The organism is Sphingomonas sp. LT1P40 (assembly GCF_036663835.1).
Taxonomy (GTDB): domain Bacteria; phylum Pseudomonadota; class Alphaproteobacteria; order Sphingomonadales; family Sphingomonadaceae; genus Sphingomonas.
The window spans coordinates 760217-786672 of record NZ_JAXOJT010000001.1 but is presented as its reverse complement, the minus strand read 5'-3'; the positions used below and the strand labels follow the sequence as shown (position 1 = coordinate 786672).

Here is a 26456-nt window from a genome sequence, read left to right as displayed (position 1 = left end):
CTTACCAGCCCGCGTCGGGGCGCTTCAGATATTCCTGCTCTTCCAGCGTCGAGTCGCGGCCCAGCGCGGCGTTGCGGCTGGGGAAGCGGCCGAATTGCTCGATCACGACAGCGTGTTCCATCGCAAAGCGGATGTTCTCCGCACGGCCCAGTGCAGTAAACTTCTTGAGGCACAGCCGCTGCGCCTCCGGATTCTCCGCATGCATCAGCGGCATGTATAGAAAGGCGGCACGTTCAGGCGACATGTCGCGGTCCCAGCCATGGCCGATCGCTTCCATCGTCAACGCGAGCGCAAGTGGATCGGCGGCGAACGCTTGCGCGGAGCCGCGATGGATATTGCGGCTGAACTGGTCGAGCAGGATTACGGCGGCGAGGAGATTGTCGGGGTTGTTGCGCCAGCCCGCCGCGCCCATGGCGAGCAGGACGTTGCGGCACTTGCCGAACCGCTCACGGATCGTCGCGTCCACCGCGTCGTCCTTGGCGAATTGCTGTTCGGGCGTCAGTTGATCGAACCAGAAGGTCAGGACTTCGCGCGCCTCGTCATGGACTTCGCTGTCCGCTAACCCTAGATCGCCTGCCATGTCGTCCTCCGTCGCCGGTCCCGAGGTTATCAGCCTTGGTTGTAGGCTCAACCTTGCCGAAAGCGAAACGATCCGCGCCCTGCTGGGGTCCGAGGATGTTGTCGTGGTCAACAGCTGCGCGGTGACGAACGAGGCGGTCCGCCAGACGCGCAAGGAAATCCGGCGCGCGCGGCGGGCGCGGCCATCGGCGCAACTGGTGGTGACCGGGTGCGCGGCACAGATCGACCCGGTCAGCTTCAGCGCGATGCCCGAAGTCGATCGCGTGATCGGCAATGCCGAGAAATTGCTTCCTGCGGCATGGGCGTCGGAGGCTCCGGCGCTGGTGCAGAATATCATGGCGGTGCGGCAAACATCGCCGCATCTGGCCGCGAGCTTCTCCGCGCATGCGCGCGCGTTCGTCGAGGTGCAGAACGGGTGCGACCATCGCTGCACCTTCTGCGCGATCCCGTTCGGGCGCGGCAACAGCCGGTCGGTGCCCGCCGGTGCGGTGCTCGAGCGAATTGTCGGGCTGGTCGCGGCCGGGCATCGTGAAGTGGTGCTGACGGGCGTCGATTTGACGAGCTATGGCCCTGACCTGCCCGGCGCGCCAACCTTGGGGCAGTTGGTGGAGCGGGTGTTGGCACACACCGGGGTCGAGCGGCTGCGGCTGTCGTCGCTGGACGGGATCGAGATCGACGACCGCCTGTTCGCACTGTTGACGCAGGAGCGGCGCGTGATGCCGCATGTGCATCTGTCGTTGCAGGCGGGCGACGATATGGTGCTGAAACGGATGAAGCGGCGGCATTCACGGGCACAATCGGTGGCGCTGGTCGAGCGGCTGAAGGCGGCGCGGTCCGATATCGCTATCGGTGCCGACCTGATCGCGGGCTTCCCGACTGAGGATGACGCGATGGCGGCCAACACGCTGGCGCTGATCGACGATTGCGACATCGTGCACGCGCATATCTTTCCCTATAGCCCGCGCGACGGCACGCCCGCCGCGCGGATGCCGCAGGTCGCGCCGGGCGTGGCAAAGGCACGGGCAGCGGCGTTGCGTGATCGCGCTGCGATAAGACGCGCGGCCTGGCTGGCATCGCTGGTTGGCAGCACGCAGCAGATATTGGTGGAACGCCCCGGTGAGCGCGGGCATGCGGGTAATTTCGCGGAGGTGACGCTTCCGTACAGCGAAGTCGGGACGATAGAGACGGTGAAGATTACGGGAATTCAGGACGGCAAGCTGGTCGGGGCGGCTACGTGAGCGGCACCTCATGGCGCGACCGCCTGCTCGGCGGATTCAAGAAGACGTCGGACCGGCTGGTCGGCAACCTGGCCGGTCTGGGTGCCGCGCGGCTGGACGATGGGACGCTCGACGATATCGAGGAGGCGCTGATCGCGTCCGACCTTGGTCCGGCAACCGCAGCGCGCATCCGGGGCCGACTGGCAGACGGGCAATATGAGCGCGGCATGGAAGAGCTTGGCATCCGGCTGGTCGTCGCCGAGGAGATCGAGAAGACGCTGGTCCCGGTCGCCAAACCGTTGCTGACCGACAAAGGCCGGCCACAGGTTATCCTCGTGATCGGCGTAAACGGATCGGGCAAGACCACGACCATCGCCAAGCTCGCTTCGATCCTGAAGGATCAGGGCTTGAAGGTCATGGTCGCGGCCGGCGATACGTTCCGCGCCGCCGCGATCGGGCAGCTGCGGACCTGGGCCGAGCGCATCGGCGTGCCGATCGTCTCGGGTGCCGAGGGCGGCGATCCGGCGGGCATCGTGTTCGAGGCGGTGCGACAGGCGACCGATAGCGGCACGGACGTGTTGATCGTCGATACCGCCGGACGCCTGCAGAACAAGCGCGAGCTGATGGACGAGCTGGCCAAGATCCGCCGCGTGCTGGGTCGGCTCGACCCCGCCGCGCCGCACGATGTGGTGCTGGTGCTCGACGCCACCACCGGGCAGAATGCGCTGAGCCAGATCGAGGTGTTCAGGGAAGTCGCGGGCGTCACCGGGCTGGTGATGACCAAGCTGGACGGCACCGCGCGCGGTGGCGTGCTGGTTGCCGCCGCAGAGAAATTCGGCCTGCCCATTCACGCCATCGGCGTCGGTGAGAAGATCGACGATCTGCGCGGGTTCGACCCGAACGAGGTCGCGCGGATCATCGCCGGGGTCGAGTCGTTTCAAAAGTGATCACGGTGAAAAAATTGGATAGAGCGAGCGCATGACTGCAACGACGCCCCCCGCCCCCGCCCCTTCACCCGGCCTGCGCATGCTGATCGATTTCGGTCCGCTGGCGATCTTTTTCCTCGTCAATACCTTCGCACCCGGGCCGCAATTGGCCCGCGTGGTGATGGCGACGGCGGCGTTCATGGTGGCGATTTTCATCGCGATGGGCCTGTCGCTGTGGAAGACGAAGCACATCTCGCCGATGCTGTGGATTTCGGGCGTGCTGGTGCTGGTGTTCGGCGGCCTGACCCTGTGGTTCCGCGACGAGACCTTCATCAAGGTGAAGCCGACGATCGTTTACGCGATGTTCTCGGTCGTCCTGGCCTATGGCGTGATCGCCAAAAAGCCGCTGCTCCAGATGCTGCTCGAAAGCGCATATCCGGGGCTTACGGCCAGGGGGTGGCGGTTGCTGACGATCAACTGGGCGGTGTTTTTCGCGGCGATGGCGATCCTGAACGAGATCGTGTGGCGCACGCAAAGCTGGGACTTCTGGGTCGGCTTCAAGCTGTGGGGCGTGGTGCCGCTGACATTGCTGTTCGCGGCGGGGAATATCCCGATGCTATTGCGCCATGGCCTGAGCACCGATGACGAGATCATCGACAAGGCGCTGCCACCGGAGCAGTGACGCTCAATATTGCAGCTTTGGATACCAGTCTCCGACGCGCCCCGCCGGCGTGAGGTCCAGTACGCTCCACAATACGGCAAGATCGGGCGCGGTACGCGGGTCTTCGCCGGGATCGGCTGCCTCCATTGGCATTTCGGCGGCGTAGAACACGCGGACCTTATCGCCGTCGCGCTGGAAAACGACCAGTGCCGGGTCCTCGCTGCCGTCGTCGCGGATCAGGCCGAGGTCCTTGGCATAATCGTCACCGACGGTCTGCACGAACTGCAGATGCCGCCACCCGCGTTCCTGCGCAAAGGCATACTGGCGTTCGACCGGTGAGCGGCCAAAGACCTTGAATGCCACGCGCTGGCGGATATCCTGCGCATTGCCCTCCAGCGAGCCGAGCGTGTTGGTGCACATCGGGCATGGCCGCGCGCGTTCCGGGCCGTACATCCAGAAATAGGTGACCAGCGTATCCTTGTCGCCGAACAGGTCGAGCAGGGTCGCGTCGAAGCCCTGTTCGTCCTTGAACCTGTAATCCTTCTCGACCAGCGGGCCGGGCGGCAGCGCTTGACGCTGGGCGCTCAGGTGCGTCTGGTGGCGGCGAAATTCGATTTCCTCGGCGAGCAGCTTCTCACGGGCTTCGGCATAGTCGGCGCTTTCGCCGGGGAATTGCGGCTTGCGCAAAGCTGCCAGTTCGGCGGCGGGTTTCAGGTCGGGCATCGAGGCACTCCTTCACGCGATTAACGCAAACCGCGATGATGGGTTGCCCGAACCAAAACGGGCCGGAGTTTCCTCCGGCCCGCGCTTGGGAGGCTTTGTTGGCGGATCAACCGTCCTGATCGGCCCGGCTGACGCCCTCGCCATCGAGGTTCTTGGCGACGAAATCCCAGTCGATGATCTTGGTCAGCGCCTCGAGATAGGCCGGACGCGCGTTGCGATAGTCGATGTAATAGGCATGCTCCCACACGTCGATCGTCAGCAATGGCTTGTAATCATAGACGACCGGCGTGTCGGCATCGTGGAGCGAGGTGATCTTGAGCTCGTCACCGTCGAGCACCAGCCAGCCCCAGCCGTTCGAGAAATGCGCGGTCGATTCCGCGACCAGCTTCTCGACCAAAGCTTCCTTTGATCCGAAGGTGGCGGCGATCTTGTCGGCCAGGTCGCCGGTCGGCTCTTTCGGCTCCGGCGTCAGGCCGAACCAGTAGAAACTGTGGTTCCAGATCTGCGCACTGTTGTTGAACAGCGCCTTGTCGCCGGTTTCCTTGGCGTGCTTGATGACTTCCGAGAGTTTCTTCCCCGTCAGCCCCTTGTCCGCGACGAATCCGTTGGTCTTGTCGACATACGCCTTGTGATGCTTGCCGTAATGGAAATCGAGCGTCTCGGGCGAGATGGTCGGGGCCAGCGCGTCTTTGGCATAAGGGAGCGTGGGGAGTTCAAAAGCCATTGGGTTACCCTCGGTCTGTTATTTTGCGGTCGTAACGCACGGGCGCGCGGAACGGTCCACGTCATTTGGGTGGGCGCGGTGCCGAAAACAACGCATTTCCGCCAATTAATCGTTGCGTGTGACAAACGAAAATTGCGGTCCTAAGCTGGTGGAGACAGGGCGGCGCGGGGGCGTGCCGCCAAGCGAGGGGACGCGACATGGATAAGTTTTTCGGCAATCTGAATGCGGTGCTGGCGGTCGGCGTGCTGCTCGCGGTCGGGCTGATGTTCGCGCCCTATTTCGCGCCGCCAACCGTCGCACTGGGGCTGTTCCAGTGGCTGCACGTATTCTTCGGGATCGTGTGGATCGGGCTGCTCTATTATTTCAACTTCGTGCAGATTCCGACGATGCCGACGATCCCGGCGGAGCTGAAGCCGGGCGTGTCGAAGCATATCGCGCCGGTCGCCTTGTTCTATTTCCGCTGGGCCGCGGCGTTCACGGTGCTGACCGGGCTGATCCTGTCATACCTCTATGGCGCGATGCACGCGGCATTTACGTTTCAGGAGCCGTTCCGCCTGATCGGGATCGGCATGTATCTGGCGCTCATCATGGCGTTCAACGTGTGGTTCATCATCTGGCCGAACCAGCAAAAGGCGCTTGGTCTGGTCCCCGCCGACGACGCGACCAAGGCAAAGGCGGCAAAGACGGCGATGATTACGTCGCGGATCAACACGATGCTGTCGCTGCCAATGCTGTTGTGCATGGTCGCGGCGCGGTAACTTAAATCCTCCCCCGCAAGGGGGAGGTGGCAGGCACAGCCTGACGGAGGGGGAGGATGGGAGTGGACCAGCGATTTGAGTCCGCCGCCGTCCTCCCCCTCCGTCGCCTTCGGCGCCACCTCCCCCTGGCGGGGGAGGATCGGTTCAGCCTCCTGCCCCCAGCAACTCGTGCCGCTTCAGCGCATGCCGCAGCTGGTCATAGCTCAACCCCAGCGCCTCCGCCGTCGAACGCTGGTTGAAGCGGTTCTCCGCCAGCGCGCGGGACAGCAATTCACGCTCGAAGCGCGTAACGCGGCTCTTGAAGTCACCCGAAAAATCGTTGTTCTGTTGCGGTAACGGCCCCGGCTCTTCCGTCACCAACTGCACCGGCGCGGCGTTGCCCGGAATCCCCATCGGCATCGGCGCAGGGCGATAGGGGGAAGCGAAGGGATCAACCTGAATCGCATCGACCGGCCCGGTGCGGTCCCAGCGATAGACCGCGCGCTCAACCGCGTTGCGTAGTTCGCGGACATTGCCGGGCCAGCTGTGATTGGTCAGGGCATCGAGTGCGTTGGCACCGAACCCTTCCCATTCCGTCCCGATTTCCGACGCCATGCGCCGTCCGAAAAAGTCGGCTAGGACAAGGATGTCGCCCGATCGCGCACGCAACGGCGGCAGCGTCACCACCTCGAAACTCAGCCGGTCGAGCAGATCGGCGCGGAACGTGCCCTTCTCGACCCGTTCGGGCAGATGTTCGTTGGTGGCGGCGACGATACGGACATCGACGCGCAGCGGCTTGGACGCACCGATCCGCGTGATCTCTCCATATTCGACCGCACGCAGAAGCCGGTCCTGTGCGGCCATCGACAGCGTGCCGAGCTCGTCGAGGAATAGTGTGCCGCCATCGGCTTCCTCGAACCGCCCTGCCCGGCCTTTCGTGGCGCCAGTGAACGAGCCTGCTTCATGGCCGAACAATTCAGCCTCGATCAGCGTCTCGGGCAGCGCGGCGCAGTTCATCACGACGAGCGGCTGATCCCAGCGCGGCGAGAGGCGGTGGAGACGTTCGGCGACCAGCTCCTTACCGGTGCCGCGCTCGCCGATCACCAGGACCGGACGGTCGAGCGCGGCGGCGCGAGACGCGAGTTCGAGCGCGTCGAGAAAGGCCCCCGATTGGCCGATAACTTGAGTCGCGCGCTCCATGGCCGAACCTTTGGCGTATTTTCCCAATCCTTGGCAAGTGCGCAGTTTTTGCCATCATCGAAACTGCCGCGAAACCACGCATTTCTGCCAGTTTTCTAACTTGGCACGCCCCCTGCAATGTTTCTGGCAAGCCGCAACGGGCGGCACCAAACACAAGATCCAAGGGACGGAACAGTGACTTACAAGGGCAACAAGAGCTTTCGCACCACCCTCGCAGCAATCGTCTGCACATTGGTGGTGAGCACCGCCAGCCTGGCGAGCGTGGTCGGCCCTGCCACCACGGCGACGGCTTCCGTTCAGGCAATCGCCTGACCGGTCCCGCCGGGCGGGTGCCCCCTATCACCCGCCCGGCGGCACGAAATTCCAAGGAGCAAGTTTCAGATGGGCATTTTCTCTCGCACCCGCGACATCATCGCCGCCAACATGACCGACCTGCTCGACAAGGCCGAAGACCCCGCGAAGATGATCCGCATGATCATCCTCGAAATGGAGGAGACTTTGGTCGAGGTGCGCGCAAGTGCGGCCCGCACCATCGCCGACCAGAAGGAAATGCGCCGTCACATCGCCAAGCTGGAGAATCTCCAGATGAGCTGGACCGAAAAGGCCGAGCTGGCGCTGTCGAAGGACCGCGAGGATCTGGCCAAGGCCGCACTCGTCGAGCGCCAGAAGGCGTCGGATATGTGCAGCCAGCTGTCGGCCGAGATCGGCGTGCTGGATGACGCATTGCGGGCTTCGGAAGAGGACATCGCCAAGCTTCAGACCAAGCTGCGCGACGCCCGTGCCCGCCAGAACGCGATCACGACCCGGCTGGAAAGCGCCAACAACCGCGTCAAGCTGCGCGAGATGACCCACGGGTCGAAAGTCAGCGAGGCATTCAGCCGCTTCGACCTGCTCGAGCGCCGCGCCGACTTCGCCGAGGGTCGCGCCGACGCGATGATGCTGGGCGGACCGAAAAAGACGCTCGAAGAGGAAATCGCCGAGCTTCAGTCGGCCGAGAAGGTCGATGCCGATCTCGCCGCGCTCAAGGCGCGCCTGAATAAGGAGGGCTGAGGCGATGGAAGACGTTTTCCTGCCGATCATCATCGTCGGCATGCTCTTCATCGGCATGCCCTGGGTGATCCTGCACTATGTCACCAAGTGGAAGCAGGCGAAGACGCTGACGGGTGAGGACGAAAACCTCTTGGACGAGCTGCACTACACCGCTCGCCGCCTTGAGGACCGCCTTCAGACGATCGAACGCATCATTGCCGCCGACAATCCCGATTTCCGCATCCGTGGCCCGGAACTGCCGCCCCTGCGTGAACTCACCGACTACGAACGCGAACGGAGGAACTGAAATGTCTGTCAGCCGCACGCAACTCTACCGCGACAAGGTCAACGGCAAATGGCTCGGCGTTTGTGAAGGACTGGGCGAATATACCGGGGTCGACCCGCTATGGATCCGACTGGGTTTCCTGGTCCTGTTCTTCGCCACCTTCCCGCTGATGTTCTTCGTCTATCTGGGCTTGGCGATGGTCACCTCGCAAAAGCCGGTCGGCCTGTACGGCAACGATGAGGATGCGAAATTCTGGCAGGGCGTGCGGGCCAACCCGCGCCGCTCGACCCAGGAAGTCCGCAGCAAGCTGCGCGAGATCGACCGCCGCATGGCCGATATCGAGACTTTCTACACCAGCCGCAACACGCAGCTGGCCGACGAGATCGAACGCCTGCGCTGACGGCGCGGCGTTCAACGGGAGACGACACATGCATTGGGGTGGACCGGGTTTCGTGATCGCGATCATCGCGATCAGCACCTTCGGCTGGCTCGCATCGACCTGGATCCGCGCGAAGCACGGCTATCCGATCGAGAATGAGTGGACCGGCACGACGACGAAGAACGATCCGAAGGCCGAGCGCAAGATTGAGCTGCTGAGCAGCGAGAATGAGCGGCTGACGGGACAGGTAAGCCGGCTGGAAGAGCGGATCGCGGTGCTCGAACGCATCGCCACCGACCCGGCCGAACGGACCGCACGCGATATCGACGCGCTGCGCTGAAGAATTAGGGAAACAGGGAAAATGGAAAAGGTTCAGATCCTCGGCATCATCGCTCCCACGATTGCGATCGTCGGTGTGGCGGGCATGATCGGATGGATGTTCACGACCTGGCTGCGCATCAAGAACGGATATCCGCTCGACGGTGCATGGGGCCAGGCGGTCTATCCCAAGACCGATCAGGAGATGATCGAGCGGATCAAGCTCATCAGCCAGGAAAACGCCCAGCTTCGTGCCGAACTGGGTTCGGTCAAAGACCGGCTGGCCAATGTCGAGCGGATCGTGACCGACGAAGCGCACGCGCTGGATCGTGAGATCGAAGCGCTCCGCGTGACCAAGAACTGAAGGGACGAACGATGCCGACCAGCATGCTCTTCTTCTTCGGGATTGTCGTCGGCATCCCCGTCATCATGGGAATCGGCGGCGACATGTTCAAACGCTGGCTGAAGCACAAGGAAAAGATGGGGGAAGCGCTCAACGCGCAAACCGCCGAGAAAGCCGCCCAATATGCGGCCCACACCGAACGACTGGAACAGCGGGTGCGGGTGCTGGAGCGGATCGTAACCGACAAGGGTGTCGACTTGGCCGACGAAATCGAACGGCTGCGCGACGATCGCCCGGTGAATTAGGAGTAATTGAAATGTTGATCGGATTTTTCGCGGTGCTGGGAGTGATCGGCGCGATCGGCGTCACCCTGAGCGAAATGCGCGACCGCCCACTGCGCCGCGCGGAGAAGCAGGCGCGCATTCAGGCCGGAGCGGCCAACTGAACAGCGTCGAAAGACTAGCAGGAGAAGATCGATGGATTGGGCCTTCATGGTGGTGGCGATTGTGGCGATCGTAACCGTCGGCAACATCGTCCGCGCGAAGATGGGCATCCGCAAGGACAAGTGGGGCAACGAAACCAGCGTCGATACCGGCGCACCGACCGCCGAGGCCCGCCGCCTGCAGGACGAAGTTCGCGCGCTGAAGGAACGTATTTCCGTACTGGAGCGCGTCATCACCGACAATCACAGCAGCAGCAACCTGGATCGCGAGATCGAGAAGCTGCGCGACGACCGCAACTGACCGTTGCGACCGGTTTTTCACTCTGGCGCGTCTGATGGAGGGCGTGATGATTGATCCCAATTCCTACCTTATCATGACGACCGCAGCACTGGCCGGACTTGGCATGGTGACGGCGGCGGGCCTTGCCGGATGGCGCGGCTGGCTGTCGCTCAAGCGGCAGGAACTGACCCTTGCCCATCATGGCGACACCGCCCAGCCCGCGCCCGCGAATGTCGGCGCGCGGATCGAGATCGCGGACCTGAAGGAACGCATCCGCAAGCTCGAAGCGATCGCCGCTGGCGTGGATTTGTAATCAGCGCGGGGGCTTCGTCCCGCGTCGTTCCCCTGCGAGGAGGGACTTCGCAGGGGTGGAGCGCCGTCCTTTCTATTCACCGTCAAGGTTGGACGGGACGGCGCTTCTGAAAACCACGAACGCCCCCACATATACAGATGTGGAAGTCGCCGGACGATATGGCTATCGCACCGCGCATGCCGACCCCCGCCCCCAGCCTCGCCGACCTGAGCGACGAATATGAATTCCTCGACGCCGACGACCGCTATCGCCTGCTAATCGATTTGGGCAGGACGCTGGAGGCGATGCCCGATGCGCTGAAGACCGATGCGACACTCGTGCGCGGCTGTTCGGCGGCGGTGTGGGTCTATCCGACCGTAGGCGAAGACGGCGTGCTGCACTTCCTGGCCGACAGCAACGCCGCGATCACGAAGGGGATCATCGCGCTGGTTCTGCTGACCGTGCAGGATCGCCCACCCGCCGACATATTGGCCGCCGATATCGAGGGCGCGCTCGCCCCGTTCGATCTGCGCAATCAGCTCAGCTCCAACCGGACGCAGGGCATCCCCAACATGATCGCGCTGATCCGTGCGACGGCGGAACGCTACGCTGCATGAAGGCGGAGGACGGTCGCCTGTATCGCGCGATCTGGCGCTGGCATTTCTATGCCGGACTATTCGTGGTGCCGTTCATCCTGCTGCTGTCGCTGACCGGCGCAATCTATCTGTTCAAGCCGCAGCTCGACCGGTGGGAAGAGCGCGCGTGGCGCAACCTGCCGGTCGATTTCACAGTCACACCCGACGATCAGCTTGCCGCTGCACTGACGGCGGTGCCGGGTGCGATGTTTCACAACTACCGGCTCCCGGAACGGTCAAGCGACGCCACCGTCATCCATGTCGGGCTGCCCGATGGTGAGATGCGCGATATCGCGGTATCGCCGCAGGGCAAGGTCATCGGCATCGCCGACCCGGAAGCGCGGATCGCAGCGACCGTCTCGCGCATCCATGGCTCGCTGCTGATCGGTTTTTGGGGCGGATTGCTGGTCGAGACCGCCGCGTGCTGGGCGATCCTGCTGATCCTGTCCGGCCTGTATCTGTGGTGGCCGCGCGGGCGCGGGCTGGCCGGGGTGCTGTGGCCACGGATCGCGCGCGGGCGACTGTTCTGGCGAGATTTACATGCCGTCACCGGCTTCTGGGTGTCCGGCCTCGCGCTGGTGCTCTTACTATCGGGGCTGCCGTGGACCGATGGCTGGGCGACCGCTTTTCGCACCGTGCGCGCCGAACTGGGCTGGGTGCAAGGCGCGCAGGACTGGAAGGGCGGCGTCGATCTGCACGCCGAGCACGACCATGAGGCAATGCTGCGCGCACAGGCCGCGGCACCGCGTGCTGCGGCAGACGTGACGCTGACCGACATCGCCCTGCTGGCGGCGGACGAAAATCTACCTGAACCTGTTATCATAACCCCGCCCGGCGCGCCGATGGCGTTCGGGCCGCCGAATGGCAATGTCTGGCGGGTCTCAACCGGTACCCAAAACCGTCCGCTCGCCCGCTCGGTCAGCTACGATCCCGTCAGCGGCGATGTCGTCGAGCAATCGGGGTTCGCCGACAAGCATCCGATCGACCGGGTCATCGGCTACACCACCGCATGGCATGAGGGGCAGTTGTTCGGCTGGATCAACCAGTTGATCGGCCTGCTGACTGCGCTGGCGCTGGTGACTCTCGCTGTCAGCGGCGTGGTGATGTGGTGGTGGCGGCGTCCGGGTGGCACACTGGGTGCACCGCCGCGTCCGGCCGATGCGAAGCTGCGCGTCGTTGCCGCGATCACGCTGGTCCTGGCGATATTGCTGCCGATGCTCGCGCTGTCGCTGCTGGCACTGTTCGTAATAGACCGGCTGTTGCTGCCACTATGGCCGCACGCCGCGATCTGGCTGAATAGAACCCGCCCGGCCTGAGACAGACCGGGCGGGCCGTACTGGCCCGTCAGCGCATAGAAAGGGAGACGCGCGCCGACAGGCATGTCGCAGCGGGCCGGGAAACCCGCCGCGTCACCTGAATTACGGCATCAGCACCGTGTCGACGACGTGGATCACGCCGTTCGACTGGTTCACGTCGGCGATGGTAATGTGCGACATGCCGCCCTTGGCATCGGTAATCATCCAGCGCTTGCCCATCTTCGACAGCGTGATCTGCTCGCCCTGCACGGTCTTGAGCATCAGCTTGCCGCCATTGGCCTTGGCACCGGCGGCGATCTGCGCCGCACTCATCTTGCCGGGGACGACATGATAGGTGAGGATGTTGGTCAGCGTCGCCTTGTTCTCTGGCTTCACCAGCGTCTCGACCGTGCCGGCGGGCAGCTTGGCGAAGGCGGCGTTGGTCGGCGCGAACACCGTGAATGGTCCAGCCGACTTCAAGGTCGGGACCAGTCCGGCGGCCTTCACCGCAGCCACCAGCGTGGTGTGATCCTTTGAGTTGACGGCATTGTCGACGATGTCCTTGCTGGGGAGCATCGCAGCGCCGCCGACAATCGGATTCTTCTGCGCGGCGACGGCGCCGGTGACGGCAAGCGATGCGCCGGCCAGTGCGAGCATGAAATGGGGGGTACGGATTTTCAAGGCTTCCTCCTGTGTCATCCGGGGGGATGTGCAGGAGATACGGGGCCGACCGTTCGGCGGATGTTCAGATGCCGAAAATTTTTCCGCTGGCGACCGGTGCGCTGCTGGGTGCGGCGTGCGGGGCGTTGTCGCGCGGCTCCATCGTCACCGCCAGCGTCGCGCCATCGGCCATCATCGTGCGATGCCCCTGCGCCACGATCATGCGGGTATCGCCGGTCGGCTGCATCAGGCCAAGCGAACGCGGTACACCATCGGCGGGGATGATCCACAGTTCGGGGGCGAGTTCGTTCTGACCCATATCGGTGGAGACGAGACGCAGTTCCGCCGTCTGCGGATCGTAGCGCGCGGCGATGACCGGCCCGTCGCCCTCGCCACGAAGCTGCGCGACGACGGCGGGTCCCGGTTGCTGGATCGCGGGTGGTGTGATCGCGGGCTGCGGCATGACCAGCACGCCGGCAAGGCCCGCCGCCAGCGCCGCCGCACCGATCGCGCCCGCGCGCCAGCGGCGCAGCTGGCGCAGTGTTGCGACATTGTCGGCCGCCCCGCCCTGTCCATCGATTGCCGCCGAAATCCGGCCCCAGACTGCGGCGGGGGGTTCGTGATCCGCCGCCTCAAGCGCAATCCCGGCCAGCCGCTCGCGCCACGCCTCGACCTCTGCCGCGAAACCGGGTTCGGCCAGCATCCGCCGCTGCGCCATCGCAAGCGCGTCGCCCTCCAGCACGCCCAGCGCATGCTCGGCCGCCAGCAGTTCACGATCGCCGGGAGCGGGCACCGGATCATCCATCGGACAGGCACGCCTTTAGCTGGAGCAGCCCGCGCCGGATCCAGGTTTTCATCGTACCGAGCGGCACGCTGTCCCGTTCGGCCAGCTGCGAATAGGTGAAACCGCCGAAGAATGCCGAACGGATCGCGGTGCCGATCCTTGCTTCAAGCTGCTCAAGGCAGATCGAAATGCGTGCGCGCTCCTCCCCCGCTTCGATTCCCGCATCGGCCAGCGGGCGATCGTCGGCGACGGTCAGGGCGGCGTCGATCCCGTCGTCGGCACCGGGCCGCTTCGCGCGCCGCCAGTCGATCGCGGTGTTGCGAGCGATCGTCGCCAGCCAGGTGATCGGGCTGGCGCGTTCGGGATCGAACCGCCCTGCCCGCTGCCACACCTTCACATACACGTCCTGCAACACATCCTCGGCTCCGCCTCGATCCACACAGATACGCAGGCAGATGCCGAAAAGCTTTGGGGAGGTGTTGCGATAGACCTCGGCCAGCGCCGCGCGGTCGCCATTTCCAGCCGCAATCAACGCGGCGGTCAGCCGGTCGCGGGCAGTCACTGGATCGGAAAGCAGGCTGGTCACCGGGTGATGTGTAGAGGCAGAAACAGACCGCACAAGAGCGCGTTACGGGTCGAGACCCAGTTCGCGCGCCAGCGTATCGAGATCGGCACCGGCGGGAACGATCAGCCATTCGCGCGATGCTGCGCCGTTCACCACCGTCACAGCACCGCGCGGGCACACGCCCAGGCATTTGACATCGACCACGCCTGCCCCGGCCTTACGCCCCTTCTTCAAGTCCAGATGCTTGCGCAGTGCCTTGCCCAGCGGCTGCTTGCCCTTTGGTCCGAACCCGCCGCCCAGCTTCTTCGAGCATTTGGCACATACGAGGACGGCGCTCGCCCAGTTGGAACGGACGCGCGCCTTCAATCCGGCTTCCACTCGCGCCGTTCTTCGGCTGCGCGCAGGACTTCATAAGCGGTCTGAATCGCCTGGAATCGCTTGGCCGCATCTGCATCGCCCGGGCGGACATCGGGATGGTTTTCCTTGGCCATCCGCCGCCATGCCGTGCGCACCGCCTCGAAATCGGCATCGGGCTCCAGATCGAGCAGTTCCAGCGCGCGCATCTCGTCGCCCGAACGGCTGCCGTCGCCGGGTCCGGCCCATTTATTGTGGCGGCTTTCCGAAAAATCGCCCGCGTCGCGCCGCTCCTGCGCCTCGCGCTCGGCGGCTTCCTCGGCGGTCAGCCCCTCGAAGTAATTCCAGTTGCGGTTGTACTCGCCCGCATGCGTTTCGCAGAAATACCAGCGTTCCGGGCTGTTCGGTGACTTCGGCGCAGGCCGGTCGCCCTTTTCCTGGCACCCGTGGCGGTCGCACAGGCGCACCGTCACCGCTTCACGGTCGGCACCATATTCGCGCCAGCGTGGGAAACCCCAATCCATCGTTCGTGTCGAGCGCGCCATGGGCGTGCAGATAGGCACCGAAGCCCATAAAGGCCACCCCGCGCGACGCTTTTCCCGCCATCGCTTGACGCTGTGTCCCCGCCCAGATAAAGGCCCGCTTCCGCTCGCGCGGCCCCTTCGTCTAGCGGTTAGGACGTCGCCCTCTCACGGCGAAAACACGAGTTCGATTCTCGTAGGGGTCACCAGCCGCGCGTTCCGACATCCCGGATTCATACGCAAATACTATGCGGCGGGCCGGGTTCGCGTCTCGCTTTCAAATTGCCCCATGCCCTAATTGACGTCCCACAGACGATTGGCGCCGCACATCGCGGCCCGCGCCATGTGGGAGTTCGTGCCATGCAGGATTTTTGGTGGATCCTCGCCACGCTGGGACTGGTGGGCGCGACGCTCGCCTATGTCCGGCTGTGCGATCAGGCTTGAGGGGGCAACGATGACTCTCGATCTGTGGCTCGCGGCGATTACCGCGACCGGTCTTCTTCTCTATCTCGTGGTCGCCCTTGTGCGCCCCGAACGATTCTGACGGAGGCCCGTCATGACCGTTCAGGGATGGATATTGATCCTCGCATTCGTCGGCATCCTGCTGGCGCTCACCAAACCGCTCGGCCTGTGGCTGTTCGCGCTGTACGAGGGGCGCCGCACGCCGCTCCATATCGTGCTCGCACCGGTAGAGCGCGGCTTTTACCGGTTGGCGGGCATCGACCCGACCGTCGAACAAAGCTGGCGTCGCTATGCGGTGCACATGATCGTGTTCAACGTCATGCTGCTGTTCTTCACCTATGCGGTTCTGCGGCTGCAGGGTGTGCTGCCGCTCAATCCGCTGGGCTATTCGGGCGTGTCCGAGCATCTCGCGTTCAACACCGCGATCAGCTTCACCACCAACACCAACTGGCAGAGCTATGGCGGTGAATCGACGATGTCTAACCTCAGCCAGATGCTGGGGCTGACGATCCACAACTTCCTGTCGGCGGCGACCGGCATCGCGCTCGCCTTTGCCCTGTTTCGCGGGTTTGCGCGGCGCAGCGTATCGACGATCGGCAATTTCTGGGCGGATGCCACGCGCGTCACGCTCTATTTGCTGCTGCCCCTGTGCATCGTTTACGCGATTTATCTGATCGCCAGCGGCGTGCCGCAGACGCTGGCCGGATCGGTCGATGTCACGACGATCGAGGGCGCGAAGCAAGTCCTCGCGCTCGGCCCGGTCGCCAGCCAGGAAGCGATCAAGATGCTCGGTACCAATGGTGGCGGCTTCTTCAACGCCAATTCGGCGCATCCGTTCGAGAACCCCAGCGCGCTGACCAATTTCGTTCAGATGCTGTCGATCTTTGCAATCGGGTTTGGCCTGACCTGGACCTTCGGCAAGGCGGTTGGGAACCCGCGTCAGGGCTGGGCAATCCTCGCCGCGATGATCGCTATCTTCCTGATCGGCGTCGGTATCACCTATTGGCAGGAGGCTGCGGGCAACCCCATCCTCCACAATCTGGGTGTCGCTGGCGGCAATATGGAGGGCAAGGAAGTCCGCTTCGGCATTGCCGCCAGCGCGTTGTTCTCGGTCGTCACCACGGCGGCTTCGTGCGGCGCGGTCAATGCCATGCATGACAGCTTCACCGCATTGGGGGGCATGATCCCGCTGCTCAACATCCAGCTTGGCGAAGTCGTGGTCGGCGGCGTGGGTGCCGGCATCTATGGCTTCCTGTTGTTTGCCATCCTCGCGGTGTTCGTCGCCGGGCTGATGGTCGGTCGCACGCCCGAATATGTCGGCAAGAAAGTGGAGGCGCGCGAGGTGAAGTTCGCAGTGCTGGCAATCGCGGTGCTGCCGCTGATGATCCTGGGGCTGACGGCAATCGCATCGGTGACCGAAGCGGGTCTGGCTGGTCCGCTGAACAAGGGACCGCACGGCTTTTCGGAGATCCTCTATGCCTTCACCTCGGCGACCGGGAATAACGGGTCGGCCTTTGCCGGGCTGAGCGCGAATACGCCCTTCTACAACGCGCTGCTCGGCATCGCGATGTGGGTCGGCCGCTTCTTCATCATCGTGCCGATGCTGGCGATCGCGGGCAGCCTCGCGGCGAAGAAGCACACACCGCCCACCGCCGGCTCGTTCCCGACAACCGGGCCGCTATGGACCGGGTTGCTGATCGGCATCGTGCTGATCGTCGGTGGCCTGACCTTCCTGCCCAGCCTCGCGCTTGGCCCCGTCGCCGATCATCTTGCGATGATCCGCGGCACCCTCTTCTGAAAAGGTCCTGAGCCATGGCTCGTGCCCAGCAAAAATCCCTGTTCACCGCTGACCTGATCGTACCCGCGATCGGTGACGCATTCCGCAAGCTCAATCCCGCCGAACTGATCCGCAACCCGGTGATGTTCACCACGGCGATCGTGGCGACGCTGCTGACCGCCCTGCTGTTTGTCGGCAGCGATGCGCTGAGTTTCGGCTTCAAGGTCCAGCTCGTTGTCTGGCTTTGGCTGACGGTGTTGTTCGGCACCTTCGCCGAAGCGCTTGCCGAGGGGCGCGGCAAGGCACAGGCCGCGTCGCTGCGCGCGACAAAGGCCGACCTCGTCGCCAAACGGCTGAAGGGCGATGGTCGTGCGTGGGACGAAGTCGCCGCCAGCCAGTTGAAGGTCGGCGACATCGTGCTGGTCGAGACCGGCGACCTGATCCCGTCCGATGGCGAAGTCGTGGCGGGCGTCGCATCGGTCAACGAAGCGGCGATTACCGGCGAGAGCGCGCCGGTAATCCGCGAGGCGGGCGGCGATCGTTCGGCGGTGACGGCGGGCACGCGCGTCCTGTCCGACGAGATTCGCGTGCGCGTGACGGTGGAGCCGGGCCAGGGGTTCCTCGACCGCATGATCGCGCTGGTCGAAGGGGCCGAGCGGCAGAAAACGCCGAACGAGATTGCGCTGACGATCCTGCTGGTCGGGCTGACCATCATCTTCCTGATCGCCGTCGCCACCATCCCCAGCTTTGCGACTTATGCGGGCGGCGGCATTCCGGTCGCAGTCCTCGCGGCGCTGCTGATAACGCTGATCCCGACGACGATCGCGGCATTGCTCTCCGCGATCGGCATTGCCGGCATGGACCGTCTGGTGCGCTTCAACGTGCTCGCCAAGTCGGGCCGCGCTGTCGAGGCCGCGGGCGATATCGACGTGCTGCTACTCGACAAGACCGGCACGATCACGGTCGGCGACCGTCAGGCGAGCGAGTTTCGCACTGTCGGCACCGTCACCCCGGCACAACTTGCCGAAGCGGCGTTACTTGCCAGCCTTGCCGACGAAACGCCCGAAGGTCGCTCGATCGTGATCCTCGCGCGCGAGAAATTCGGGCAGACGACCGACGCACTGCCCGCCGGTGCGGAAGTCATCCCCTTCACCGCGCAGACTCGTATCTCCGGGGTGAAGATCGGCGACTCCGTGATCCAGAAGGGCGCCGTCGATTCGATCCTGAAGGCGAATCCGACCCTGGGCAACACCCCGCAGGCAGCCGAACTGCGCCGCATCACCGACGAGATCGCGCGCGCCGGTGGTACGCCGCTGGCGGTTGCCAAAGGTGGCCAGTTGCTCGGCGCGATCTTCCTGAAGGATATCGTCAAGGCGGGCATCCGTGAGCGCTTCGGCGAATTGCGGCAAATGGGCATTCGCACGGTGATGATTACCGGCGACAACCCGCTGACCGCTGCCTCGATCGCGGCCGAAGCGGGCGTGGACGATTTCCTCGCCCAGGCAACGCCCGAGGACAAGCTGGCGCTGATCCGCAAGGAACAGGAAGGTGGGCGCCTGGTGGCGATGTGCGGCGATGGCACCAATGATGCGCCTGCACTTGCCCAAGCGGACGTCGGCGTCGCCATGAACACCGGGACGCAGGCTGCGCGCGAGGCCGGCAACATGGTCGATCTCGACAGCGACCCGACCAAGCTGATCGAGGTCGTCGGACTCGGCAAGCAGCTGCTGATGACACGTGGCGCGCTCACGACCTTCTCGGTCGCCAATGACGTGGCGAAGTATTTTGCAATCATTCCGGCGATGTTCGTGGTGCTCTATCCGGGGCTTGGCGTGCTCAATGTGATGGGCCTCGGCTCGCCCGAAAGCGCCATCCTGTCGGCGATCATCTTCAACGCGCTGATCATCCCGCTGCTCGTCCCGCTCGCGCTAAAGGGCGTGGCGTACAAGCCGATGGGCGCAGGACCGCTGCTCGCACGCAATCTCGCAATCTATGGCCTTGGCGGCCTGATCGCCCCGTTCATCGGCATCAAGCTGATCGACGTTGCGGTCGGCGGCCTTGGTCTCGCTTGAGGAATATTGAGATGACAAACGACATCAAGAGCGCGCTTCGCCCCGCACTCACCATGACGATCGCCTTCGCGCTTTTGCTGGGCCTCGCTTATCCGCTCACCCTGACCGCGATCGGCCAGTTGCTGTTTCCGGTTCAGGCCAATGGCAGCCTGATCGAAGATAAGGGCGTGGTCATCGGCTCGTCGGTGGTGGGTCAGGCATTCACCAGCGACCGCTATTTCGCGTCGCGGCCCTCGGCGGCGGGCAAGGGCTATGACGGGCTCGCCTCCTCCGGCTCGAACCTCGGCCCGACCTCGCAGGCGCTGAGCGATCGCGTGAAAGGCGATGTCGAGAAACTCAAGGCAACGACACCAGCAATATCGGTTCCCGCCGATCTGGTGACGACCTCCGCCTCGGGACTCGATCCCCATATCAGCCCCGAGGCGGCTTTTTATCAGATCGATCGGGTCGCACGCGTTCGCGGGCTGCCCGTGGCCACCGTCCGGGCGCTGGTCGAACGATCGACGGACCAGCCGCTGTTCGGGTTTATCGGCGAACCGCGCGTCAATGTATTCGAACTCAACCGTGCGCTCGACCGGATTACTGCTACAACCGCCCGGTGAGCACGACGCCCGATCGACCCAGCCCGGAGGCCTTTCTGCGCGCGGCGGCGCAGGAAGGCCGTGGGCGTCTCAAGCTGTTCCTCGGGGCCGCACCCGGCGTCGGCAAGACCTATGAGATGCTGACCGAGGGCAGGCAGCGACTGGCCGCTGGCGTGGATGTGGTCGTCGGTGTGGTCGAAACGCATGGTCGGCGCGAGACCGAGGCGTTGACGGCAGGCCTCGAGATCATTCCCCGAACGGATCCGGGCGGCGCGCGGCAAGGTTCCGGTGAGATGGATATCGACGCGATCCTCGCACGGCGTCCGCAACTCGTGCTGGTCGACGAACTGGCGCACACCAACGCGGAGGGCAGCCGGCATCCCAAACGCTATCAGGATATCGAGGAGCTTCTCGCGGCGGGCATCGACGTCTGGTCCACCGTCAACATCCAGCATGTCGAAAGCCTCAATGATGTCGTCGCGTCGTTCACGCGCGTCCGGGTCCGCGAGACCGTGCCCGACTCGGTCCTTGAAGCAGCCGAAATCGAAGTAGTGGACATCCCGCCGGACGAACTGATCGAGCGGCTCAAGGACGGCAAGGTCTATGTCCCCAGCGAAGCCAGCCGTGCGCTCGCGCACTTCTTCTCAAAGTCCAACCTGACGGCGCTCCGCGAACTCGCCCTGCGCCGCGCCGCCCAGGCCGTCGATGCGCAGATGCTCGACTATGTCCGCGCACATGCGCTCGCCGGGAGTTTCGCGGCGGGCGAGCGGGTGGTGGTGGCGATCAGCGAACAGGCGAACGCACCCGGCCTGGTCCGCGCGGCAAAGCGGCTGGCCGATGCCCTGCGCGCGCCATGGACCGCCGTGCACATCGAAACCCGGCGCACGCAACAGCTGAGCGACGATGAGCGCGCGCGGCTGAGCGATGCGATGGCGCTGGCATCGCGGCTGGGTGCCGAAACGGTCAGCATCCCGGCGGAGCATGTCGTCAAGGGCCTGAGGGATTTTGCGATTGAGGCGCGCGCGACCCAGATCGTGATCGGCAAATCGGCTCGGCCATGGTGGTTCGAGCTGCGGCATGGATCGGTGGTCGATCAACTGGTGCGCGGCGTTGGCGATATCGCCGTCCATGTCCTGCCCGCCGAGCAGACCCCGTCCCCCGTCGCCGCGGTCCCGCGCCGCAGCCAGGTTAATCATTGGGGGGCGCCCCGCGACTATGTGTGGACGTTCGCCGCGGTCGCATTGTGCACGCTGATCGGGCGCGGTGCGGTCGAGTTTCTCGATCTCAACAACATCGCCTTGCTGTATCTGGTGCCCGTGATGTTCGCGGCGGCGAGCTTCAGCTTGCGTGCCGGTCTGTTCGCCGGACTGACCGCCTCGCTCGCCTATAATTTCTTCTTCCTGCCGCCGACCGGCACGCTGACGGTCAGCAATCCCGAAAATGTCATCTCGATCTTCGTGCTGCTGGGTGTTGCGGTGGTGACCAGCCAGTTTGCGGCGCGGGTGCGGGCGCAGGCCGATCTGGCGCGGTCCAGCGCGCGGCAGAATGCAGCACTGGCCGGCTTCTCGCGCTATCTCACGGCTAGCGCGAGCCAGGACGATCTGATGCACACGATCTGCGCCGAGATTGCGCGGCTGTTCGATGTGCGCACGGTGCTGCTGCTGCCGTCGCGCGACGGACCGCAATTGCGCGCCGCATTTCCACCGGAGGACCGGCTGGACCAGATCGAGCTGGCGGCGGCCGCCTGGGCGATCGACAATGACCAGCCGGCCGGACGCGGATCGTCGACGCTGACTGCGTCGGACTGGCTGTTTCACCCCTTACGCACCACGCGCGGCGTGCTGGGCGTCGTCGGTCTGGCACGGGACGATGCCGGTTACCCCGTGCGCTCCGATCAGGTTCCGCTGCTGATGAGTATCCTCGATCAGGCCGCGATCGCGTTCGACCGGATGGCGCTCGACGAAGAGATGCAGGAAGCGCGGCAGCTGCGCGAGCGGGACCGGCTGCGCACCGCGCTGTTGTCATCGGTCAGCCACGATCTGCGCACGCCGCTCACCAGCATCGTGTCCGCCGCACAGGAACTGCGGCGCGAACATCCCGGCGCGTTGATCGACACGATCGAGGGCGAGGCGCAGCGACTGTCGCGCTTTGTCGCCAATCTGCTCGACATGGCGCGGGTCGAAGCCGGCGCAATGCCGCTGCGGATCGAGGCGACCGACCTTACCGATGCCGTCGCGGCAGCGGTGCATGACACGCGCCGATCGCTCGCCGGACACGCGATCGAGCTCGCCATCCCGCCCGACGCACCGCTGGTTCGATTGGATGCGCAGCTCTTTCACCACTGCCTCATCAACCTGCTCGACAATGCCGGACGTTATGCCGATCCCGATACCCCGATTACCATCCGCGCCGACCGGTCCGTGGACAGCCTCACGCTGTCGATCATCGACCAGGGGCCGGGTATTCCGCCGGGCACGGAAACCAGGGTCTTCGAGACATTCACCCGGCTCGAAGGATCGGACCGTTCAAAAGGGGGGACGGGTCTGGGCCTTGCCATCGTCAAGGGCTTTGCCGAAGCGATGGGCCTGCGCGTCGAGGCCAGCAATGTCGCCGAACCGCGTGGCGCTCGTCTCTCCATCCATATCCCCTCGGCTTCGATCGTGACCGGGCTTGACGAGAAGGAACGCGAATGACCATCCGGCACACCGTGCTGATCGTCGATGACGAGTCGCAGATCCGCAAACTGATCCGTGCGGCGCTGGCACGTGCCGATTACGCGACCGTGGAGGCGGAGAACGCACGGGAAGCGATGCTGCGGATCGCGGACAGCCGGCCCGCGATCACCTTGCTCGATCTCGGGCTGCCCGACCGCGACGGTCTCGAACTGGTCCCGCTGATAAAGGCGCAGTCCGACACGACGCTGATTATCGTGTCCGCACGCGACGCCACCGACGAGAAGGTCGCCGCACTCGATCTGGGCGCGGACGATTATTTGACGAAACCGTTCGACACCAACGAACTGCTCGCGCGGGTGCGCGTCGCGCTGCGCAACCGGCTGGTGAAGGACGGCGGCGCGGCCAGGGTCCAGGCAGGACCAATCGCGATCGACCTGCTCAACCGCACGGTCTTGCGGGACGGCGCCGAGATTCATCTGACGCCGAAGGAATATGCCGTGCTCGCACAGCTGGCGCGGTTCCCGGGACGCGTCATCACGCACAAGCAGATCATGGACCATGTCTGGCCCAACGAGGTCGAGCACCATGTCGAATATCTGCGCGTCCTGATCCGCTCGCTCCGTCAGAAGGTCGAGAAGAACCCGCAACAGCCGCGGGTTGTGACCAATGAGCTCGGAATCGGATATCGGCTGCGGATCGACGGCGACTAGTTGCTGCGGAATCCTACGGAAACACTACGCAAAACCGACCGTCTCAATCTCGAATAGCTATGCGCCCTGCCGTAAATCCGGTGCCGAACTGGAGACGTTATGGGCATGCTCTACACCCGGACGAAACGCGATATCGGCTTGCGGGTTTGCGGTGCAATGTTGGGCGTGACCGCCTTCGGCCTCGCGCGGCTATTGCCCGGCTATGCCCAGTCCGGCACGCAAGCGCTGGCGCTGCTGCTCGCGGGCCTGACGTTCGTGACGGCCAGTATTGGTGCCGCCATGTTGTTTGAAGGTGCAGGCCTGTTGGAGCAGACGGTCGTGTCGGCTCGATGGGCGGACTATCGATCCCGCTAGGCCGCTCGCTCCGCTGCCAGTCGCGCCAGGATCAATGCGCCCTCCAGCCCGGCGTGTTCGAGTTCGGGCGCGGTCACAAAGCCCGGCTGCGACGCCGCCGCCCCTACCCCATAGCCACCCAGCGCTGCGGTCATCCGCGCCGTCGCCGCATCGCGTAAGCCAGCCACACCCAGCACGCCGCCACCAGCGACAATCCGGTGCGGCGACCATGCAAGCACGATCGTCGCCAGCAATTGCCCCAGATAATCGGCAACCGCCGCGAAATCGTCCGGCGAGTCGATCAGTTCACGCCCGTGCAGCCGCCTCTGCACCGCCGGTCCCGCCGCCAGCCCCTCCGCGCAGCCCGGATGGAATGGGCAGGTGCTTGGGGTCGTATCCCCCGCCACCCGCATCACCGACACATGCCCCATCTCCGGGTGCAGCGCCCCGCTCAACGTCTGCCCTGCGCGCGCGAGGCCAGCGCCGATCCCGGTGCCGACGGTGAGGTAGGCAAGGCTCGCACACCCCTGCCCCGCGCCCAGCAGCTGCTCGGCGAGCGCGGCGGCGTTGACATCGGTATCCACCGCAACCGGCACGCCCAGCCGATCCGCCAGCGCGGCGCGCAAATTCGCCCCGGTCCAGCCCGGTTTGGGGGTGGCCAGCACCTCGCCATAATTGGCGGCAGCGGGATCGACCACGATCGGGCCAAACGCAGCGATGCCGACGCCGTCCAAGTCGCCACCTGCGGCGAAGGCGACCAGCGCGGCTTCCGCAGCCTCTGGCGTCGTGGTGGGCCAGCGTTCCTCCGCCATCACCGTGTCACCGCGCACGATCCGCGCGAGCAGCTTGGTCCCGCCGGTCTCGACCGCCATCCAGTTTCGCTTGTCCATGTCCATCGTCTTACAGCCCCCACCAGGTCTGCGCGAGTAGCCACAGCCCGATCGCCAGAAACAGCCACGCCGCAAACCCTCGTACCATCGGCAGCGACACGCGCTTCAACAGCTGATTGCCGAGCAGCACCGCCGGAACATTGGCGATCATCATCCCCAATGTCGTCCCCGCCGTCACCCACCACAGCTCGACGAAACGCGCGCCCAGCGCCACGGTGGCGACCTGAGTCTTGTCACCCATTTCCACCAGAAAGAAGGCGACGGTAGTCGTCAGGAACGCGCCGAAGCGCGGCGGCCTGTCCTCCAGATCGTCGATCTTGTCGGGGATCAGCGTCCACACCGCCATCGCGATGAACGACGCGGCGACGACATAGCGGAACCACACCCCCTCAAGGATCGACGCGACCTGTTGCCCAACCAAAGCGGCAAGGAAATGATTGGCGAGCGTGGCGACAAGGATGCCGAGGATGATCGGCAACGGCCGCTGAAACCGCGTGGCCAGCAGGATCGCCAGCAACTGCGTCTTGTCCCCGATTTCGGCGAGCGCAACCACGGCGGTGGAGGTGAGAAAGGCTTCCAGCGAATGTCTCCGGGCCGGGCGTGCGAGCGTTCCAATAACGCCACACTCCCCCGCCCGGCCGGGGCGGAAAGCATGGCGCCATTGGTCTCGCCCGGATGGTTTCCCATCCCCTTCGCACCATGATCTCTCGACCAAGCATGTTGACGCGAAGGCCCGTCGCGCTCGATCCGAAGACGAGGGGGCGACAGCTGGCTACTCCCCAGATGACTGTCGCGGCGCGTAACGACTTCGCAGCTGCAGCGCAAGTTGCGTTACGCCTGCGGCCCGTGGCATGATCGAAAAAACGACAGATGGAGAGGGTCATGGCCACCGCGATCGCCGACAAACCGCGCATTTCCGAAGCGGAGTGGGAGGCGCGCCAGCAGCTCGCCGCCTGTTACCGCGTGTTCGATCATCTCGGCTGGTCGGAGATGATCTATAACCACATCACGCTGAAGATTCCGGGCGAGGAGGGCGCGTTCCTGATTAACCCGTTCGGGCTTCACTTCAGCGAGGTGAAGGCGTCGAACCTGGTCAAGATCGACATCGACGGCAACAAGCTCGACGACAGCCCCTACCCCGTCAACCGCGCCGGGTTCGTCCAGCACGCGCTGTTCCACCGGCACCTCCCCGACGCGCACTGCATCGCACACACGCACACCACGGCGGGCATGGCGGTGAGCAGCGTCGAAGGGGGGCTACGCCCGGTCAATTTCTATGCATGCAACTTCATCGGCCAGCTCGCCTATCATGATTTCGAGGGTGTGACGGTGCGCGACGAAGAGGGCGAACGGCTGCTCGCCAATCTGGGCGACAAGCGCATGATGCTGCTGCGCAACCACGGCATTTTGGTGATGGGGCGGACGGTGCCGGAGGCGTTCGTCAAGCATTGGGCGCTGCAACGCGCATGCGAGATTCAGATCGCCACCGCCAGCATGGGAGCGCCATTGACGGTGCCGGACGAGGTCGTTGCCGTGCATCAGCGCGACCTGCACATGGCGCAGGTGCCGGGCGGACCGGGCGCGGCGGACTTCGCGGCGATGGTGCGGCTGGTGGACCGGACCGACAAGAGCTGGCGGGAGTAACCCGCGCGGCTCAGAGCTTGTGGGCTTGCCGGGACGCCAGCGCCAGTTTGCGGACGAGGTCGTCGGAGATGGGCTGGCCTGGCGAAAAGGTCACGCCCGTCGCGGTCGCTTTAAGCCCCGCCGCGGCAATCTCACCGGCATGCGACGCGATCGCGGAAGGATGAACGTAAAGCCCGCATTGCTTGCTGAACGCCGCATAACCCGCGACGATCGCTTTTTCGATCCTGAACCCCGGCATCTTGTAGGCGATGATTTCTTCGGCGTCGGGCATGGCATCAGCGAGTTGGGCGCGCAATCGCATCAGCAACGGGCGGAGCGCCTCGGGTGCCTCGGCGATATAGGCGTCGTGATCGGCAACCATC

General features: G+C 64.7%; 36 protein-coding genes, 1 tRNA gene and 1 riboswitch. Of the genes, 25 read left to right on the top strand and 12 right to left on the bottom strand.

Features of this window, described 5'->3' with window-relative positions:
- Position 1 precedes the first annotated feature (1 nt).
- On the bottom strand, positions 2-580 hold the full coding sequence (locus tag U1702_RS03740; RefSeq protein WP_332722174.1) for a DUF924 family protein: 579 nt from the start codon (positions 578-580) through the stop codon (positions 2-4).
- On the opposite strand from U1702_RS03740, the gene mtaB reads away from it, so the two are divergent.
- The 3 genes from mtaB to U1702_RS03725 are packed head-to-tail and all read left to right on the top strand — an operon-like array spanning position 579 to position 3404.
- Positions 579-1817, top strand: coding sequence for a tRNA (N(6)-L-threonylcarbamoyladenosine(37)-C(2))-methylthiotransferase MtaB (gene mtaB / locus U1702_RS03735; protein ID WP_332722172.1), 1239 nt, complete (start codon positions 579-581; stop codon positions 1815-1817). The two genes, U1702_RS03740 and mtaB, sit on opposite strands and share 2 nt — an antisense overlap.
- Positions 1814-2743: a signal recognition particle-docking protein FtsY gene (gene ftsY, locus U1702_RS03730; protein WP_332722170.1), complete on the top strand. Its 930-nt coding sequence runs from the start codon at positions 1814-1816 to the stop codon at positions 2741-2743. Before mtaB ends, ftsY begins: the two co-directional genes overlap by 4 nt.
- A 31-nt stretch (positions 2744-2774) precedes the next feature.
- The gene (locus tag U1702_RS03725; protein ID WP_332722167.1) at positions 2775-3404 is read left to right on the top strand and encodes a septation protein A; all 630 of its coding nucleotides are present in this window, start codon (positions 2775-2777) and stop codon (positions 3402-3404) included.
- Positions 3405-3407: 3 nt separating this feature from the next.
- Here the strand turns inward: U1702_RS03725 and U1702_RS03720 are convergent, their stop codons facing one another.
- Both U1702_RS03720 and U1702_RS03715 read right to left on the bottom strand, forming a co-directional pair.
- Entirely contained in the window at positions 3408-4106 is a 699-nt protein-coding gene (locus U1702_RS03720) for a DUF899 family protein (protein WP_332722164.1), read from the bottom strand.
- 106 nt (positions 4107-4212) lie between these two features.
- The gene (locus tag U1702_RS03715; protein ID WP_332722162.1) at positions 4213-4830 is read right to left on the bottom strand and encodes a superoxide dismutase; all 618 of its coding nucleotides are present in this window, start codon (positions 4828-4830) and stop codon (positions 4213-4215) included.
- 197 nt (positions 4831-5027) lie between these two features.
- Here U1702_RS03715 and U1702_RS03710 point away from each other — a divergent pair, with 197 nt between their 5' ends.
- A complete protein-coding gene (locus U1702_RS03710; RefSeq protein ID WP_332722160.1) occupies positions 5028-5588 on the top strand; it encodes a urate hydroxylase PuuD in 561 nt (186 codons plus the stop codon).
- 144 nt (positions 5589-5732) lie between these two features.
- On the opposite strand, the gene pspF is transcribed toward U1702_RS03710, so the two are convergent.
- A complete protein-coding gene (pspF, locus tag U1702_RS03705) occupies positions 5733-6767 on the bottom strand; it encodes a phage shock protein operon transcriptional activator (RefSeq protein ID WP_332722158.1) in 1035 nt (344 codons plus the stop codon).
- A 174-nt stretch (positions 6768-6941) separates the two neighbouring features.
- Here pspF and U1702_RS03700 point away from each other — a divergent pair, with 174 nt between their 5' ends.
- From U1702_RS03700 to U1702_RS03645, 12 genes are all read left to right on the top strand, one after another.
- Positions 6942-7079, top strand: a complete 138-nt coding sequence (locus U1702_RS03700; RefSeq protein ID WP_332722157.1) for a hypothetical protein — start codon at positions 6942-6944, stop codon at positions 7077-7079.
- Positions 7080-7148: 69 nt separating this feature from the next.
- Positions 7149-7817, top strand: coding sequence for a phage shock protein PspA (gene pspA, locus U1702_RS03695; RefSeq protein ID WP_332722156.1), 669 nt, complete (start codon positions 7149-7151; stop codon positions 7815-7817).
- A gap of 4 nt (positions 7818-7821) precedes the next feature.
- Positions 7822-8103, top strand: a complete 282-nt coding sequence (gene pspB, locus U1702_RS03690; protein WP_332722154.1) for an envelope stress response membrane protein PspB — start codon at positions 7822-7824, stop codon at positions 8101-8103.
- 1 nt (position 8104) lies between these two features.
- Complete coding sequence (gene pspC, locus U1702_RS03685) at positions 8105-8482, top strand: envelope stress response membrane protein PspC (RefSeq protein ID WP_332722152.1); 378 nt, start codon at positions 8105-8107, stop codon at positions 8480-8482.
- A 28-nt stretch (positions 8483-8510) separates the two neighbouring features.
- Positions 8511-8801, top strand: coding sequence for a hypothetical protein (locus U1702_RS03680; RefSeq protein WP_332722150.1), 291 nt, complete (start codon positions 8511-8513; stop codon positions 8799-8801).
- Between the two features lie 21 nt (positions 8802-8822).
- Complete coding sequence (locus U1702_RS03675; protein ID WP_332722148.1) at positions 8823-9143, top strand: hypothetical protein; 321 nt, start codon at positions 8823-8825, stop codon at positions 9141-9143.
- An 11-nt stretch (positions 9144-9154) separates the two neighbouring features.
- Positions 9155-9427: a hypothetical protein gene (locus U1702_RS03670; protein WP_332722146.1), complete on the top strand. Its 273-nt coding sequence runs from the start codon at positions 9155-9157 to the stop codon at positions 9425-9427.
- An 11-nt stretch (positions 9428-9438) separates the two neighbouring features.
- Positions 9439-9567, top strand: coding sequence for a hypothetical protein (locus U1702_RS03665; RefSeq protein WP_332722144.1), 129 nt, complete (start codon positions 9439-9441; stop codon positions 9565-9567).
- Between the two features lie 31 nt (positions 9568-9598).
- Positions 9599-9865 carry a hypothetical protein gene (locus U1702_RS03660; RefSeq protein ID WP_332722143.1) on the top strand — a complete coding sequence of 89 codons (267 nt, stop codon included), beginning with the start codon at positions 9599-9601 and terminating at the stop codon, positions 9863-9865.
- Positions 9866-9911: 46 nt separating this feature from the next.
- Positions 9912-10157 (top strand): hypothetical protein, encoded by a 246-nt coding sequence (locus tag U1702_RS03655; RefSeq protein WP_332722141.1) that lies wholly within the window; start codon positions 9912-9914, stop codon positions 10155-10157.
- Between the two features lie 158 nt (positions 10158-10315).
- Complete coding sequence (locus U1702_RS03650) at positions 10316-10753, top strand: SufE family protein (protein ID WP_332722139.1); 438 nt, start codon at positions 10316-10318, stop codon at positions 10751-10753.
- Positions 10750-12087 (top strand): PepSY-associated TM helix domain-containing protein, encoded by a 1338-nt coding sequence (locus U1702_RS03645; RefSeq protein ID WP_332722137.1) that lies wholly within the window; start codon positions 10750-10752, stop codon positions 12085-12087. The genes U1702_RS03650 and U1702_RS03645 overlap by 4 nt, the downstream gene beginning before the upstream one ends.
- A gap of 102 nt (positions 12088-12189) precedes the next feature.
- On the opposite strand, the gene U1702_RS03640 is transcribed toward U1702_RS03645, so the two are convergent.
- The 5 genes from U1702_RS03640 to U1702_RS03620 form a co-directional block, all read right to left on the bottom strand.
- On the bottom strand, positions 12190-12723 hold the full coding sequence (locus tag U1702_RS03640; protein WP_332724557.1) for a fasciclin domain-containing protein: 534 nt from the start codon (positions 12721-12723) through the stop codon (positions 12190-12192).
- 88 nt (positions 12724-12811) lie between these two features.
- On the bottom strand, positions 12812-13531 hold the full coding sequence (locus U1702_RS03635) for an anti-sigma factor (protein ID WP_332722135.1): 720 nt from the start codon (positions 13529-13531) through the stop codon (positions 12812-12814).
- Positions 13524-14096 carry a sigma-70 family RNA polymerase sigma factor gene (locus tag U1702_RS03630; RefSeq protein ID WP_332722133.1) on the bottom strand — a complete coding sequence of 191 codons (573 nt, stop codon included), beginning with the start codon at positions 14094-14096 and terminating at the stop codon, positions 13524-13526. Before U1702_RS03630 ends, U1702_RS03635 begins: the two co-directional genes overlap by 8 nt.
- 42 nt (positions 14097-14138) lie before the next feature.
- Entirely contained in the window at positions 14139-14441 is a 303-nt protein-coding gene (locus U1702_RS03625) for a (2Fe-2S) ferredoxin domain-containing protein (protein WP_332722131.1), read from the bottom strand.
- A complete protein-coding gene (locus U1702_RS03620) occupies positions 14438-14974 on the bottom strand; it encodes a J domain-containing protein (RefSeq protein WP_332722129.1) in 537 nt (178 codons plus the stop codon). Before U1702_RS03620 ends, U1702_RS03625 begins: the two co-directional genes overlap by 4 nt.
- A gap of 110 nt (positions 14975-15084) precedes the next feature.
- Between U1702_RS03620 and U1702_RS03615 the strand changes: the two genes are divergently transcribed.
- From U1702_RS03615 to U1702_RS03580, 8 genes are all read left to right on the top strand, one after another.
- A tRNA-Glu gene (locus tag U1702_RS03615) sits at positions 15085-15159 on the top strand.
- Positions 15160-15404: 245 nt separating this feature from the next.
- Positions 15405-15494 carry a K(+)-transporting ATPase subunit F gene (kdpF, locus tag U1702_RS03610; protein WP_332722127.1) on the top strand — a complete coding sequence of 30 codons (90 nt, stop codon included), beginning with the start codon at positions 15405-15407 and terminating at the stop codon, positions 15492-15494.
- 12 nt (positions 15495-15506) lie between these two features.
- The gene (gene kdpA / locus U1702_RS03605) at positions 15507-17210 is read left to right on the top strand and encodes a potassium-transporting ATPase subunit KdpA (protein ID WP_332722125.1); all 1704 of its coding nucleotides are present in this window, start codon (positions 15507-15509) and stop codon (positions 17208-17210) included.
- Positions 17211-17224: 14 nt separating this feature from the next.
- Complete coding sequence (gene kdpB / locus U1702_RS03600; protein ID WP_332722123.1) at positions 17225-19261, top strand: potassium-transporting ATPase subunit KdpB; 2037 nt, start codon at positions 17225-17227, stop codon at positions 19259-19261.
- A gap of 11 nt (positions 19262-19272) precedes the next feature.
- On the top strand, positions 19273-19863 hold the full coding sequence (gene kdpC / locus U1702_RS03595) for a potassium-transporting ATPase subunit KdpC (protein ID WP_332722121.1): 591 nt from the start codon (positions 19273-19275) through the stop codon (positions 19861-19863).
- On the top strand, positions 19860-22535 hold the full coding sequence (locus U1702_RS03590; RefSeq protein ID WP_332722119.1) for a DUF4118 domain-containing protein: 2676 nt from the start codon (positions 19860-19862) through the stop codon (positions 22533-22535). Before kdpC ends, U1702_RS03590 begins: the two co-directional genes overlap by 4 nt.
- Positions 22532-23227 (top strand): response regulator, encoded by a 696-nt coding sequence (locus U1702_RS03585; RefSeq protein WP_332722118.1) that lies wholly within the window; start codon positions 22532-22534, stop codon positions 23225-23227. The genes U1702_RS03590 and U1702_RS03585 overlap by 4 nt, the downstream gene beginning before the upstream one ends.
- A 99-nt stretch (positions 23228-23326) precedes the next feature.
- Positions 23327-23581 (top strand): hypothetical protein, encoded by a 255-nt coding sequence (locus U1702_RS03580; RefSeq protein ID WP_332722116.1) that lies wholly within the window; start codon positions 23327-23329, stop codon positions 23579-23581.
- Here the strand turns inward: U1702_RS03580 and U1702_RS03575 are convergent.
- Together U1702_RS03575 and U1702_RS03570 are read right to left on the bottom strand one after the other, a co-directional pair.
- A complete protein-coding gene (locus U1702_RS03575; RefSeq protein WP_332722114.1) occupies positions 23578-24450 on the bottom strand; it encodes an ROK family protein in 873 nt (290 codons plus the stop codon). The genes U1702_RS03580 and U1702_RS03575 overlap by 4 nt on opposite strands.
- A gap of 10 nt (positions 24451-24460) precedes the next feature.
- Complete coding sequence (locus U1702_RS03570) at positions 24461-25030, bottom strand: TMEM165/GDT1 family protein (RefSeq protein WP_332724555.1); 570 nt, start codon at positions 25028-25030, stop codon at positions 24461-24463.
- Positions 25031-25041: 11 nt separating this feature from the next.
- Positions 25042-25244, bottom strand: a riboswitch (yybP-ykoY riboswitch).
- A gap of 88 nt (positions 25245-25332) precedes the next feature.
- Here U1702_RS03570 and U1702_RS03565 point away from each other — a divergent pair.
- Positions 25333-26094, top strand: coding sequence for a class II aldolase/adducin family protein (locus U1702_RS03565; protein ID WP_332722113.1), 762 nt, complete (start codon positions 25333-25335; stop codon positions 26092-26094).
- Positions 26095-26104: 10 nt separating this feature from the next.
- Here U1702_RS03565 and U1702_RS03560 read toward each other — a convergent pair whose 3' ends face one another.
- A complete protein-coding gene (locus U1702_RS03560; protein WP_332722111.1) occupies positions 26105-26455 on the bottom strand; it encodes an iron chaperone in 351 nt (116 codons plus the stop codon).
- Position 26456 lies beyond the last annotated feature (1 nt).